A 14,028-nucleotide genomic window follows, 5' to 3' on the forward strand; every position below is an offset into this window, starting at 1 on the left:
GACGGCTCCGTCAGGCGTTCATCGAATCGAAGAACTCGGCATTGGACTTTGTCTGCTTCAGCTTCGAGATGAGGAACTCGATCGCGTCGGTCGTCCCCATGGGATTAAGGATACGGCGCAACAGATAAGTCTTCTGCAGATCACGCGCACCGACCAGCAGTTCCTCTTTTCGCGTTCCCGATTTCAGGATGTCCATGGCAGGGAACACGCGTTTGTCCGCAACCTTCCGGTCAAGGACGATCTCGCTGTTGCCGGTGCCCTTGAACTCTTCGAAGATCACCTCGTCCATGCGCGACCCGGTATCGATCAATGCCGTCGCAATGATCGTCAGGCTGCCGCCCTCTTCGATATTACGCGCAGCGCCGAAGAAGCGCTTTGGCCGTTGCAAAGCATTCGCATCAACGCCACCCGTCAGCACCTTGCCAGAGCTGGGAACCACGGTGTTGAAAGCCCTACCAAGTCTGGTAATTGAGTCGAGGAGGATAACTACATCTCGCTTATGCTCGACAAGCCTCTTGGCCTTTTCGATCACCATTTCGGATACCGCAACGTGCCGGCTGGCCGGTTCATCGAAGGTCGAAGAGATCACCTCGCCGCGAACACTGCGCTGCATGTCGGTAACTTCCTCGGGCCGTTCGTCGATCAGCAGCACGATCAGATAGCACTCGGGGTGATTGCGCTCGATCGAATGGGCGATATTCTGCAGCAACACGGTCTTGCCGGTACGAGGTGGCGCCACGATCAGCGAACGCTGGCCCTTCCCGATCGGCGCAACCAGATCGATGATCCGCGCGCTGCGATCCTTCACGGTCGGATCCTCGATTTCCATGTTCAACCGGTCATCGGGATAAAGCGGAGTAAGATTGTCGAATGCAACCTTGTGCCGAGCCTTTTCCGGATCCTCGAAATTGATCCGTTCGACCTTGGTCAACGCGAAATAGCGCTCGTTGTCGCCGGGTGCGCGGATCACGCCCTCCACGCTGTCGCCGGTCCGCAACGAATGCAACCTGATCATGTCGGGGCTGACATAGATGTCGTCGGGACCGGGAAGATAGTTCGCCTCGGTCGAACGCAGAAAGCCGAAACCGTCCTGAACGACCTCCAGCACGCCTTCGCCACCAATATCCCAGCCTTCCTCGGCATGCTCCTTGAGGATCGAGAACATCATCTCGCCCTTGCGCATCGTCGAGGCGTTCTCGATTTCCCATATCTCGGCCATCGACAACAGATCGGCCGGGCTTTTCGCCTTCAGATCGGACAGGTTGAGACGCTCTTCGTTCATTCCAGTTCACCAAATACGCCGCGACACGAGGCGCGAGCTTGCAGATTTCAGATCGGGGGTTCCCATACCGGACGGCTGGGGTTGCGCATCAGATAGGGGGCAACGGGTCATGAGTCAATCAATCGTCAGTATTTGACGATCACCGACAGAACGATCGCAATCATCAGAACGGTCGGAACCTCGTTCATCATCCGATACTGCCGCCCCGGCCGTGGCGTTCCGTGCTCAAGACGACGACGCTCGGTCGCGCACCAGATGTGAAACCAGGTCATCGCAAGCACGCCGACTGCCTTGACCCACGGCCAGGTCAGCGACCAGTCCACGATCCCAGGCGTGATTACCAGACTGACGCCACTGATCCATGTCGCGATCATCGCCGGACGCATGATCACCCGCAGCAATTTCTCTTCCATGATGACGAAGCTGCCCAAGGGTTCGGTCCCCCGCTGACCCCGTTCCGAGTGGTAGACGAACAGACGCGGCAGGTAGAACAGCCCGGCCATCCAGGAAATCACGGCCATCACGTGGAAAGCCTTCATGTAGGGATAGATCGTCGCCAAAAGGTCGGTCATCAGGTCCTCGCTATCACTCTTCACTTAAATAAAAAGATTAGAGAAAGGAATGTTGTTGAAGTAGGGGCTGTGGATGACGGGAATACGGGCCTATCCATCGCTGCATCCACAGAACGGCATGCTGTGGGCAGATGTGGTAAATCCTGCCAATATTGCGAATTAATCAAATATAATCAATGCTTTGATCTGTGGATAACTCTGTTGAAAGATTCTGGCAGCCATGCTTGTCCACAACGCATCCAGCCCGGTTGCAGGAAGCATCCACTTGTGGGCGCAATGGTCTCGTTCTTCATTCGTTTCAGCCGGAATCCCGCGCAACATCGCCACCTTGCACCTTGTTCACAACCCCGGGACCGTGTTCTCCCGGGTCTTATCCACAGCCACGGCCCGAACGCATGGCCAATCGGTCGACAAAGCGCGTCGTGGGGCCTTTTTTCTCCAACGATCCCGGCCTAGTCTGGGCCACCCGAATGATCACAGAACACCCATGATCGACGACACCTCCTTCACGATTGCCAACGCGCCGCTTGCCGGGGTGATCGGCATGCCCATCGCCCACTCGCGCTCGCCTGCGCTGCACGGACACTGGCTTCGACGCTATGGCATCAAGGGCTATTACGTTCCCCTGCCGGTGATGCCGGAACATCTGGCGGATGTGCTTCGCATCTTGCCGCGGGCTGGTTTTGTCGGGGTGAATGTCACGATCCCGCACAAGGAAGCAATCTTGGGGCTGGCCGATGCAGTCACGGATCGTGCGGCGCTGATCGGGGCCGCAAACACGCTGATCTTCAGACCAGACGGCAAGATTCACGCTGACAATACCGATGGCTACGGGTTCATCGCCAATCTTCGCCAGAACGCGCCCGACTGGCAGGCGGATGCCGGCCCGGCGGCCGTCATCGGCGCCGGCGGGGCAGCGCGCGCGGTCGTGGCCTCCCTTCTGGACAGTGGCGTCCGGGAACTGCGCATCACCAACCGCACGCGCCTGCGTTCAGAGCAGATCAAGGCCGAGTTTGGCGCCAGGGTGGTCGTCTATGACTGGGCGCAGGCTGGCAACATGCTCGAGGGCGCTCAGACCGTGGTCAACGCCACCTCGCTGGGGATGGAGGGCAAGCAGGCACTGCGGATACCGCTGGAGGCCCTGTCACCCGGCGCGCTGGCCACCGATCTGGTCTACACGCCGTTGATGACCCCCTTCCTCATCGAAGCCCAGGGCCGTGGCTGCCGGATCGTTGATGGTCTCGGGATGTTGCTGCACCAGGCCGCGCCGGGCTTCGAACGCTGGTTCGGACAGCGTCCCGAGGTCGATGACGACACGCGCCGGGCGGTGATCGGATGACCTATCGCCTCGGGCTGACCGGCAGTATCGGCATGGGCAAGTCCACGACCGCGCAGATGTTCCGCGACCTGGGCCATCCGGTCTGGGACGCCGACGAGGCTGTGCATCGCCTCTACGAAGCTGGCGGGGCTGCCGTCGATCCCGTCGCGGCCGCCTTTCCGACGGCGCTGAAGGACGGCTCGATCGACCGCGACGCGCTCAAGGCTGCCATTTCGGCTGACCCGAACGCTCTCAAGCGCCTTGAGGCGATCGTCCACCCGCTTGTCGCGGCGGACCGCGACGAGTTCATCCGCGGTCTGCCGAATCGCGGACTGGTCGTGCTGGATATCCCGCTGCTTTTCGAGGGCGGAAACCAGCGGTTGGTGGATGGTGTCGCAGTGGTGTCCACCGACCCCGAGACGCAACGCGCGCGCGTGATGCAGCGGCCCGGCATGACCACGCAGACGCTGGAGATGATGCTGTCGCGCCAGATGCCCGATGCGGAAAAGCGGGCCCGCGCGGACTGGATCATCCCGACCGACACGATGGCCGTCGCCCGCGCTGCCGTCGAGCGGATCTGCAAGGAAATACAGAACCATGCGTGAGATCGTTCTGGACACCGAAACGACCGGCTTCGAGGCGGAACAGAACGACCGCATCGTCGAGATCGGTGCACTCGAATTGCTGAACCACATGCCGACCGGGCGGACCTTCCACGTCTATATCAATCCCGAACGCCCGATGCCGCCGGACGCGTTCGAGGTCCATGGCCTGGGCGACGACTTCCTGCGGGACAAACCCAAATTCGCCGAGATCGCGCAGAGCTTGGTCGATTTCGTGGCGCATGATGCGATGCTGGTCATTCACAACGCCAGCTTCGACATGAAATTCCTCAATGCTGAACTGACACGCGCAGGGTATCCCGCCCTGCCATGGTCCAGGGCGCTGGACACGCTGGCACTGGCCCGGCAGAAATTCCCAGGCTCACCGGCCTCTCTCGACGCGCTGTGTCGCCGTTTTGGCGTGGATAATTCCGGGCGCGAACGACATGGCGCGCTGCTGGATTCCGAACTTTTGGCCGAGGTCTATCTTGAACTGATCGGGGGTCGTCAGCCCGACCTGGTGCTGGATCAACCGCGCCGCGACGATGCCCATGACGGCATCCTGGCGCCCGGCCAGCGACGCGCGGCGCGACCCGCGCCGCTGCCCCCTCGCCTGACTCAGGAAGAGGCACGGGCTCACGCAGAATTCGTCGTGCGGCTGGGAGCGGAAAGCGTCTGGGCAAGATATCCGAACTAGCCGATCCAGGGTTGCAACGCGGCTTCTGCCGGAACATTCTGGCGTAACGGCAAAAGGGACATATTCTGGGTCTGATCCGCGATATCTGGAGCTTCTGGGCGGCCATCTTCGAGCGGATGGACAAGATTCACATGAGCCTGATCGCGGCCGGAGTCGCTTTCTACGCGATGTTCGCCGCCTTTCCGGGGCTTGCGGCGATCATCGCCCTGTGGAGCCTGTGGTTCGATCCGAACGTGATCATGGCATATGTCGATGTGGCGCATGACTTCCTGCCCAGTGGCGCCGCCCAGATATTCGATTCTCAGGTCGAGTCCCTGACCTCCAGCGGCCGGACCTCGATCGGCTGGACGTCCTTCATCTCGTTCATGATTGCGACGATCGCGGCGCGGGCCGGGGTGGGCGCGCTGGTCCGCGGCCTGAACGCGGCCTATGGCGTGCGCGCGCATTCGACGATCTTCGGCTTCGTTCTGGCCTATGCACTGACCCTGGCCATCGTCGGCATCTCACTGGCCGCGCTGGCAACCATCGTCATCGTGCCGGTGGTGCTGAATTTCATGGTCATCGCGCCGGTTCGCGTCTGGCTGGTCGCGGCGCTGCCCTGGGCGGCCATGTTCGCCCTGGTAATCATCGGAATCGGTATTCTTTATCGCTATGGTCCGAACGTGAAGTCACCGCGGACACCGATCTTCACCTGGGGCTCGTTCTTCGCCGCGATGCTGTGGGCGGCGGCGTCCGTCGCATTCTCGGCGTATCTCGGCAGTTTCAACAGCTACAATCGCATCTACGGTTCGATCGGCACGGTGGTCGCATTGCTGATGTGGTTCTATCTTGCGGGGTTTTCCGTGATGATGGGGGCGCTCATCAATGTGGAGATGGCGCGGCGCAGACGTCTGCGCGCCGCGCGCGAGGCGCGTCAGGCGTGAAAGGCGCGGTGCCTGGCGCAGGTCAGGCTTCCATGCCTTCGGTCGAGGCAAAGAACATCGCCTGCGACACCGCCGACCGGACCTGCTCTTCGCTGTAGGGCTTCGAGATCAGGAACGCCGGCTCGGGCCGCTCGCCGGTCAGCAGGCGTTCAGGGAACGCGGTGATGAAGATCACCGGGATGTCGCCCAGATCCGCCAGCACTTCGTTGACGGCATCGATGCCCGAAGAGCCGTCGGCAAGCTGGATGTCGGCAAGGATCAGATCCGGCCGGGCCTTGCCTGCAAGCTGCGTCGCCTGGTTGTGGGTGCGGGCGACACCGGTCACCTCGTGGCCCATCGCCTGCACGATGCCTTTCAGATCCATGGCGATGATGATCTCGTCTTCGATGACCATCACGCTGCCCCTCACCGCCTTGCTCATCTCGTTCAGCGCGATCTGCACCAGCTCTTCCGCCTCGGGCTGGTCGATCTGCATGATCCGGGCGATCTGGTCGTAGCGCAGCTCCTCGATGGTGCGCAGAAGCAGCGCCTCGCGCGAGTTCGGCGTCAGGCTGCGCAAATGATCCTGCGCCCGCTGTTCGCGTGACGAAAGATCCGCCTCGTCGACCGGCTGGCCGGAGCTTTGCCAGATCGCGTGGAAGGCCCGGAAAAGTCCCAGACGGGTCTGTTCCTCGCTCTCCAGAGCCGACCGATCCGACAGGATGGCCTCAAGCGTGGCCGCCGCATAATTGTCACCAGCGCGCTGACTGCCCGTCAGCGCACGCGCATAGCGGCGAAGAAAGGGAAGCTCGCGCCCGATGGATTGGGCCAGGTCAACAGACGCCATGTTTTCGTATCCTTGGAAATTCGCAGTCAGAACGGAACTTTCCTCGAGGCCTAATGGTTGCATCGCGTGCGCACAAGATTTCCGGGATTGACGAAAACATGACACCAGAACCAGAAGACAGCCGGCGAGAGGCGGTGGAAAAGCAGATCGACGAGAATCTGCGCCGTGTCTATGAGCAGGACACGACCGAACAGATCCCCGAGCGTTTTCTGGCTCTCCTGAAGAAACTGCGAGACCAGGACTGACATGGAATATTTGCGGGAAGGCGCTATGTTAACCATATGAGCGAATCCGAGACGATCGACCCACGCGATCAACTGGTTGACCACCTGCCCGCCCTCAGGGCCTTTGCGCTGTCTCTGACGCGCGAGGGTGCTTCAGCGGATGATCTGGTGCAGGACACCATCGTCAAGGCATGGACAAACATGGACAAGTTTCAGGCGGGCACCAATCTGCGGGCCTGGCTGTTCACGATCCTGCGCAACACCTTCTATTCAGCCCGCCGGAAGACCAAGCGCGAGGTCAGCGATACCGACGGAATTCACGCCGCGCGCCAGGCCGCCCGGCCCGACCATGACGGCAAGCTCGCCATGCGCGATTTCCGTGTCGCCTTCCAGCAGTTGCCCGTCGAGCAGCGCGAGGCGCTTATCCTGGTCGGCGCCTCGGGTTTTTCCTACGAAGAAGCGGCAGAGATGACGGGCGTGGCCGTGGGCACCGTCAAGTCGCGCGCCAACCGCGGACGTCGCAAGCTGGCCGAACTCTTGCAGATCGAGGGCGCGGACGAGTTGGACATGACCGATCAGGCCACGATGGCCGTGATGGCATCCAGCCATACAATCGCACGCTAGGCGGGGCGCCGCGTGCTTCGACGACTGAATGAACGTCTTGAATTCACGCGGCGCCTCGGCTTCCGTCTTGGTGCCCTCTTGTCGGTTGCCATCCTGCCGATCGGGCTGATCTCGGTGGTCCAGAATCTGCATCTGTCGCGCGAGGCGCAGCGCAGCGCCGAGATGGCGCTTCTGGGGCGCACCGCCTCGGCGGCGGCCGGCGAAAGGGCACTTCTGATCAGCGCGCTGGGGTCGGCCGACGCCCTGGGGCCAGCGGTCCTGAACGCTCTGGCGAGTGGCGGCGATTGCGGCGACCTGATGCGGAACTTCGTCGAGCGTAGCGCAACCTATGTGTATGCCGGATTTGTTCCGCTCAGCGGGCTCAGCACGTGCAATTCCGGCCCGGAACGGGATGCGGTGGTGGATCTGAGGGAATCGCCCGCGTATCAGAAATTCATGGCCGAACCCGGCACCCTGGTGACGCCGCTCAACCGTGGAGTCGTGAGCGGTCGTACCGTGGTGCTGGTCATGCATCCCTTGTATCAGGATCGCAAGCTGCTGGGCTATATCGGGGTCTCGTTGACGCAAGAGCTGCTGCGATCGACCCATTCCCTCAATTTCGGCACGGAAGGCGCCCGGATCGTCACCTTCAACCACCGCGGCGAGATCCTGACCTCCGACAGGGCCGAGGAAGGCTCAGCCGAGGATATCCTGCCGGTCGACACACCGCTGTTGAGCCTTTTGTCGCGGAATGAAACGACGTTCCGCACCCATGCGAATACCGGCGAGATGCGGGTCTTCACGGTCGTTCCGGTGGTGCCGGGCCTGGTGTATGCGCTTGGCAGCTGGAGTCCGCAGATCGCCGGGATCGGCTTGATGCAGCTGTCGCGGTTCGGGGCGGTGCTGTTCCCGGTCGCGCTTTGGATCGTGTCGCTTGCCGTGGCCTATTTCGCCGTGTTCCGGCTGGTCCTGCGACATATCACCGTGCTGCGGGGCCAGATGCGGCGTTTCGCGATTGGCAAACGTGACGAGCCGCCCCCGGTTCTGACCGACGCCCCGACCGAGATCCTCGATGTCAGCCAGACGTTTCACAACATGGCCCGAATCCTGATCCGCGACGAGGAAACGATGGAGGACGCGGTCACTGAAAAGACCGTCCTGCTCAAAGAGGTGCATCACCGCGTGAAGAACAATCTTCAGCTGATCGCATCCATCATCAACATGCAAAGCCGGGTCATCTCGGACGAGGACGCCAAGCGGGTGCTTCGGTCAGTCCAGGACCGCGTGGCGGCGCTGGCGACGATCTATCGAAACCTCTATCAGGCCGAACATCTGGACGCGGTCGAGGCTGACCGGCTGATCGGGGACATCATCAACCAGATGGTCAGCGCCTCGGTCGGGCCGGGCAGCAACCTGAAGGTCGAAACGCAGATCCAGCCGATGACCCTGCTACCGGATCAGGCCGTGCCATTGTCGCTTCTGGCGACCGAGGCCTTCACGAACGCGCTGAAATATGCCGGTACCGCGTCGGGCGAAGACGGACCCTGGGTCCGCGTGAGCCTGACCGCCCCCGAGCCGAATTGGGGCCTTCTGGAAATCGTCAACTCGACCGGCGCGCCCCAATGCGAAGGCGAAGGCACCGGCCTGGGCGGCCAGCTGATCGAGGCCTTCTCGACCCAACTCGAGGGCGAAACCAGCAGTCAGGTGGAAGACCACCGATTCACGCTGAGACTGCGCTTCCGGATCGAGAGGGCCGGCCCGATCCTCGCCAACGAGCAGCGGAAGGTGGTCCTGACCTCTGCCGCCCGCTCTGGCGCACAGCACTGAGCGTTCCGCATCTGCGTATCGCAGATGCCCCTTGCCGCCGCCCGCACGAGGTTTATCCTGTGCGGATGACAGCGCGTGAAGCATACGATCTGAGCAACGGCGAAGGGCTGATGGCCTGCCCTCGTTGCGACGCCCTGCATGTCGAGGAAGAACTGACAAGCGGCGAGACCGCGCGCTGCGTGCGGTGCGACACGGTGCTGGCCAAACCGCGCAGCGGCGCTTTCGGCCAGCTGATCGCGCTATCGTTCACATCGATGGTGCTTCTTCTTGGGGCGGTGTTCTTTCCCTTTCTGGAAATCTCGCGCATGGGCTTCGGCAATGCGACCTCGCTCTTTGGCGTCGCGATGGCGTTCGCCGACGGCATCCTGCTGCCACTTGTGCTTGCGGTGATGGTGATGATCGTCGGATTGCCGGTGCTGCGCGCCTTTCTGCTGGTCTATACGCTGGTGCCGCTGGCCCAGGGTCGTGCGCCCCATCGGCACGCAGCGACCGCGTTTCGCTGGTCCGAGACGATGCGCCCATGGTCGATGGCCGAAATCTTCGTGATCGGCACCGCGGTCGCGCTGATCAAGGTCGCGGGTCTCGCCACCATCCATCTCGGCCCGGCCTTCTGGGCGTTCTGCGCGCTGATCCTGGTCAACGCGGCCTCGCGAGGCTTCATGTGCCAGACGACGATCTGGGATGCGATCGAGGATGCGGGTCTGCCCACCGACGGCCGCGAGATGGTCGAGGACCCCACGGCATGAGCAAGGCGCAGCCGGACGCCCCCGTCATGACCGCCCATCGCGCCGGGCTGATCGGCTGCCGCAGCTGCGGCCGGGTCTGGCCCGAGCAGGAAACCACCTGCGCCCGATGCGGCTCTGCCTTGTCCCCGCCCGACCGGCGCAGCCTTCAGATGGTCTGGGCGTGGCTGGCGGCCGGCGTGATCCTGTATATCCCGGCCAACCTCTTCCCGATGATGAGCACCCGCACCTTCGCCGGGCTGAAGGGAAATTCCGAGGCGACGATCTACGAAGGCGTCCTGCAATTGATCGATCACGGCAGCTATGACATCGCCGCGATCGTGTTTGTCGCCTCGATCGTCGTGCCGGTCGCGAAATTCATCGCGATCTCGTGGCTGGCGCTTGTGGCCGGCAGGCCCGCCACGGTCGAGCAGGCGCATACGCGGCTGAAGATGTTCGAAGTGGTCGAATTCATCGGCCGCTGGTCGATGATCGACGTGTTCGTCGTCGCGATCCTTTCGGCGCTGGTGCAGCTTGGTTTCGTGGCATCGATTCATCCCGGCCCGGCAGCGGCTTCGTTCGCCTTGTCGGTTGCTTTTACAATGCTTTCCGCGCAAAGCTTCGATCCGAGGCTGATTTGGCGCGGCTTGCCGCTGCGCAGCCGCACAAGCGATTAGACGGCAGGAACCCCAGGCAGAATGACAGACACGACACCGCCGATGAAGCCGGCAAGCCCGGTTCGCAAGAGGGCCGTCCGCGCAGCGCAAGCCGGGGTCAACGTGATCTGGCTGGTGCCGATCGTCGCCCTGATCGTGACCCTGGGTGTCGCCTGGAACGCCTATTCCGGGCGCGGTGCGCTGATCGAGGTCGAGTTTGCCGATGCCACCGGCGTGACACCAGGGGAAACCACGCTGCGTTTCCGCGAAATCACCGTCGGCCAGGTCGAGGCTGTCCAGTTCACCGAGGATCTTTCGAGGGTGGTGGTCCAGATCCGGGTCGATCCCGACATCGCGCCCTATATCGACGCCGCCGCGCAGTTCTGGATCGTGCGCCCGCAGGTGACGGCGCAGGGCGTCACGCGGCTTGACACGGTTCTGACGGGCTCGTTCATCGAGGGTTACTGGGATGCATTGCCCGACCCGGCGCAGACTCAGTTCGTGGGACTTGAACGCCCGCCACTGACGCGTGAGGACGCCGCGGGAACATGGGTCACGCTGGCGATGGAGAGCGCGGACGGCATCGGCGAGGGCGCGCCGATCCTGTATCGCGGTGTTCCGGTGGGCCGGATGGAGAACTTGCGTCTGAAAGACGAGGGTGACGGCGTCATCGCGGACGCCTTCGTCGAGGCGCCGCATGATGCGCGGCTGACGACGGCCACCGTGTTCTGGGACACGTCGGGATTCTCGCTGTCGCTGGGGACGCGGGGCATCTCGTTCGACGTGAATTCGCTTTCCTCGCTGCTGCAGGGCGGGGTGGCGTTCGACACCCTCGTCAGCGGTGGCCAGCCGGTCGAGGCGGGTCATCTCTTCAGCCTGCAACCGGACGAGGATACCGCTCGCAACAACCTGTTCGTCGCCGATCAATCCGGCCAGCTGAACCTGACCGTGCTGATCGACAACTCGGTGCGCGGGCTGGAAAAGGGCGCGGATGTGCAGTTCCAGGGGCTGAATGTCGGCCAGGTGACCGAGCTGTCCGTGCGCGTCGAGGACGATCGCGACGGTTTCGGCCCGGACGTCCTGCAGCAGGTCACGATCGCGATCTCGCCAAGCCGGCTTGGTCTTGCCCGGGACGCCAGGCCCCAGGATGCGCTGGAATTTCTGGATCAGGCCGTGCAGGACGGGCTGCGCGCACGCGTGGCCAGCGCCGGGTTCTTCGGCACTTCGCTGATCGTCGAAATGGTAGAGCTGCCCGGTGTGCCCGACGCGCAGATCCGGATGGACGCCAAGCCGTATCCGGTCATTCCCGCAGCGGAAAGCGACATTTCCGATTTCACGCAGACGGCCGAGGGCTTTCTCAGCCAGATCGGCAACCTGCCGATCGAAGAGGTTCTGAAATCCGCAACCGACATGCTGAACAGCGTGACCGCGCTGACCAGCTCGCAGGACACGCGCGCGATCCCCGAGAGCCTGCGCCGAACCATGGACGAGGCGCAGACCACGCTGAACGATATCCGGGCGATGGTCGAGGAATTCCGCGACAGTGGCGCCGCCGAAAATGCCGGGACCGCGCTGGCTTCGGCGGGCGAAGTCGCCGAAAAGCTGAGCGAAGCCGCTGATCGCCTGCCCGAGATCATGGAGTCACTGAAGAAGGCTTCGACCTCGGTGCAGGATGTGGATTTTGCCTCGATCGGCGCGCAACTTGACGCGACGCTGCAGGATGTGCGCGATGTGATCGGCACATCTCAGGCCGAGGCGCTGCCGGAACAGATCGGCGCGCTGGTCGAGACGCTGGACAGCGCGGCGGCCGGGGTCGGCGCGCTGGCCGGCGAGATCCGCGAATCCGGGGCAGGCCGCAGTCTGGGCAAGATGATCGACGAAGCCACCGCTGCCTTCGAGTCCGTCCAGGAGGCGGCGGTCGACGTTCCGGGCATGGTCGATGAGATCGACGCCGCGGCCGCCAAGGTCAACGAGGTCGACTTTGCTAGCATCGGCGCGCAGGCCGAAGGCATCCTGGCCGATCTGCGCGCGATGCTGGGAACCGAGGATGCCGCGCAGTTGCCGGGCAATCTTTCGACCACACTCGAGGCTGCGGCGGGATTGCTGAACGATCTGCGCGACGGCAATGCAGCCACCAGCCTGAACAGCGCGCTGGATTCGGCCAGCGTCGCGGCCGACGAGGTGGCACGATCGGTGCGTGAATTGCCGCAGCTGATACAGCGGCTTCAGGCGACGGCGGGGCGCGCGGATGCGGTGCTTGCCGCCTATGGAAACCGGTCCTCTTTCAACACAGAGGCCATCAACATGCTGCGCGAGCTTCGCCGGGCGACGGAAAGCTTCGGCTCGCTTGCGCGGATGATCGAACGGAACCCTCGTGCCTTCATACTGGGACGGTAACATGATGACGAAACCCGTGACTGCGACGCTGCTCGTTACCCTTCTGGCGCTGTCGGGTTGCTCCAACCCGGAAAAGACGGGCCGATTCCTGATCGATCCGCCCATCCCTGCACAGCAGGTTCCAAACCGGCTGGGAACGGCCGAGCTGAAGGACGTGTCGTTGCCCGAATACGCATCGGATCAAGAGGTGATGTGGCAGACGGCCGATGGCGCGGTGCGCTCGACGCCCGACAATCTGTGGGCCGACAATCCGCAGCGCGCCTTCACGCAGATGCTTGCGCGGACGATTTCGGACATGTCCGGGGCCACCGTCATCAGTGAGCCCTGGCCGCTGGCCGAACCGCCGCAGCGGGTGCTGGAGGTGCGGGTGGAAAAGGCCCTGGCGCAGGCCAATGGCCTGTACCGGCTGTCCGGGCGATATTTCGTCTCGCAGGAAAGCGGCGGTGGCACCAATCACGCGCGCAGCTTTGACATTTCCGTTCCCTTGGCTGGCAATCAGCAGCCTTCGGCGGTCGCGGCGGCACTGTCTCTGGCGATTACGCAGCTTGCCGGACAGATCGCGACGCTTTCGGGCCCCGGGCGCACCATCGCGACCAGCCAGGCGGCGTCAACCAGCCCCTTCGCGCTTGACGGAATGTTCTGACGACGATCAGCGGGGTCTGTCTTGCCGCGAATGCGGATGGGCGAAAGAGTTTGGCGGATGGCCTGAGGGCCATCCGCCAATCCACCCCTGAGCGGGGACTGAAAAGAAAGAAACTGGTTAAACTGACGTGCTCAGCGGGCGGTTCCGGTCGCGCCTCGGCGAGACCGGGTTCGGGACGTCCTGCGCGTCGCGGTCGCGATTCATCACAAGCGACATCACCGGCAGGACGAAGTGGTCGAAACACTTGCGGTCGGGATTGTACGCGCCGGGCGTTCCGATCCCGCCGCAATCCTCGCAGTCGGGGATCGTGCCCCAGCAGTTGGGACAGGCACCCAGCGCGCAGGCCAGCATTTCGGCGTGATCGACCAGAAGCTGATTTTCACGCTCCAGTCGTCGGAATGCGGACCAGGTGGGACGGTCGGCCCCGGGTAGAGGAGCCACCGGCTCCGACCGTCCCCGCGCCGCCTCCCCCAGGGTTTCAAGCGCGCGGCGGACCGGTTCATTCTCTACACCCCCCGGAGCCGCGCCCAGAAGCTGAAGGGCGGCGAACACATTGTTGAACCTCGAACTCGACAACGCGGACATGGACAACATCCTCTCTGCTGGCTGCGGGTGGTGTTGCCCACCTTGAGCGTGCCCCGCGGTTCTTGAGTCTGTTTTGCGCCACAGCCGTGAAAGCGGCGTGAATCCAGACGGCCCGATTGCGTGAAAACACCCGCAATCGAGCCGTCACCGA

At 63.1% G+C, this 14,028-nt stretch carries 15 protein-coding genes; 11 read left to right on the forward strand and 4 right to left on the reverse strand.

Features of this window, described 5'->3' with window-relative positions; genetic code table 11:
* Positions 1-10: 10 nt before the first annotated feature.
* Positions 11-1,282, reverse strand: coding sequence for a transcription termination factor Rho (gene rho, locus L1965_RS11755; protein WP_235756633.1), 1,272 nt, complete (start codon positions 1,280-1,282; stop codon positions 11-13).
* 125 nt (positions 1,283-1,407) lie between these two features.
* Entirely contained in the window at positions 1,408-1,854 is a 447-nt protein-coding gene (locus L1965_RS11760) for a CopD family protein (protein WP_235756634.1), read from the reverse strand.
* Positions 1,855-2,341: 487 nt separating this feature from the next.
* On the opposite strand from L1965_RS11760, the gene L1965_RS11765 reads away from it, so the two are divergent.
* From L1965_RS11765 to L1965_RS11780, 4 genes are all read left to right on the forward strand, one after another.
* On the forward strand, positions 2,342-3,193 hold the full coding sequence (locus tag L1965_RS11765; protein ID WP_235756635.1) for a shikimate dehydrogenase: 852 nt from the start codon (positions 2,342-2,344) through the stop codon (positions 3,191-3,193).
* Positions 3,190-3,777 (forward strand): dephospho-CoA kinase, encoded by a 588-nt coding sequence (gene coaE, locus L1965_RS11770; RefSeq protein WP_235756636.1) that lies wholly within the window; start codon positions 3,190-3,192, stop codon positions 3,775-3,777. The genes L1965_RS11765 and coaE overlap by 4 nt, the downstream gene beginning before the upstream one ends.
* Complete coding sequence (dnaQ, locus tag L1965_RS11775; RefSeq protein WP_235756637.1) at positions 3,770-4,471, forward strand: DNA polymerase III subunit epsilon; 702 nt, start codon at positions 3,770-3,772, stop codon at positions 4,469-4,471. Before coaE ends, dnaQ begins: the two co-directional genes overlap by 8 nt.
* A gap of 104 nt (positions 4,472-4,575) precedes the next feature.
* Positions 4,576-5,394 carry a YihY/virulence factor BrkB family protein gene (locus L1965_RS11780; RefSeq protein ID WP_338421488.1) on the forward strand — a complete coding sequence of 273 codons (819 nt, stop codon included), beginning with the start codon at positions 4,576-4,578 and terminating at the stop codon, positions 5,392-5,394.
* Positions 5,395-5,416: 22 nt separating this feature from the next.
* On the opposite strand, the gene L1965_RS11785 is transcribed toward L1965_RS11780, so the two are convergent.
* Positions 5,417-6,220, reverse strand: coding sequence for a response regulator (locus tag L1965_RS11785; RefSeq protein WP_235756639.1), 804 nt, complete (start codon positions 6,218-6,220; stop codon positions 5,417-5,419).
* A gap of 98 nt (positions 6,221-6,318) precedes the next feature.
* Between L1965_RS11785 and L1965_RS11790 the strand changes: the two genes are divergently transcribed.
* The 7 genes from L1965_RS11790 to L1965_RS11820 all read left to right on the forward strand — a co-directional run bounded on the left by L1965_RS11790 (position 6,319) and on the right by L1965_RS11820 (position 13,292).
* Positions 6,319-6,465: a NepR family anti-sigma factor gene (locus L1965_RS11790; protein ID WP_235756640.1), complete on the forward strand. Its 147-nt coding sequence runs from the start codon at positions 6,319-6,321 to the stop codon at positions 6,463-6,465.
* Between the two features lie 36 nt (positions 6,466-6,501).
* On the forward strand, positions 6,502-7,068 hold the full coding sequence (locus tag L1965_RS11795; RefSeq protein ID WP_235756641.1) for an RNA polymerase sigma factor: 567 nt from the start codon (positions 6,502-6,504) through the stop codon (positions 7,066-7,068).
* Positions 7,069-7,080: 12 nt separating this feature from the next.
* On the forward strand, positions 7,081-8,874 hold the full coding sequence (locus tag L1965_RS11800) for a sensor histidine kinase (protein WP_235756642.1): 1,794 nt from the start codon (positions 7,081-7,083) through the stop codon (positions 8,872-8,874).
* A gap of 65 nt (positions 8,875-8,939) precedes the next feature.
* Complete coding sequence (locus L1965_RS11805) at positions 8,940-9,620, forward strand: paraquat-inducible protein A (RefSeq protein ID WP_235756643.1); 681 nt, start codon at positions 8,940-8,942, stop codon at positions 9,618-9,620.
* Positions 9,617-10,273, forward strand: a complete 657-nt coding sequence (locus L1965_RS11810) for a paraquat-inducible protein A (RefSeq protein WP_235756644.1) — start codon at positions 9,617-9,619, stop codon at positions 10,271-10,273. Before L1965_RS11805 ends, L1965_RS11810 begins: the two co-directional genes overlap by 4 nt.
* A gap of 21 nt (positions 10,274-10,294) precedes the next feature.
* A complete protein-coding gene (locus L1965_RS11815) occupies positions 10,295-12,649 on the forward strand; it encodes a PqiB family protein (protein WP_235756645.1) in 2,355 nt (784 codons plus the stop codon).
* A 1-nt stretch (position 12,650) separates the two neighbouring features.
* Complete coding sequence (locus tag L1965_RS11820; RefSeq protein WP_235756646.1) at positions 12,651-13,292, forward strand: PqiC family protein; 642 nt, start codon at positions 12,651-12,653, stop codon at positions 13,290-13,292.
* Between the two features lie 117 nt (positions 13,293-13,409).
* Here L1965_RS11820 and L1965_RS11825 read toward each other — a convergent pair whose 3' ends face one another.
* Positions 13,410-13,877, reverse strand: coding sequence for a hypothetical protein (locus tag L1965_RS11825; RefSeq protein ID WP_235756647.1), 468 nt, complete (start codon positions 13,875-13,877; stop codon positions 13,410-13,412).
* Positions 13,878-14,028: the final 151 nt, after the last annotated feature.

Source organism: Paracoccus salsus, assembly GCF_021556615.1.
Taxonomy (GTDB): Bacteria; Pseudomonadota; Alphaproteobacteria; order Rhodobacterales; family Rhodobacteraceae; genus Paracoccus; species Paracoccus salsus.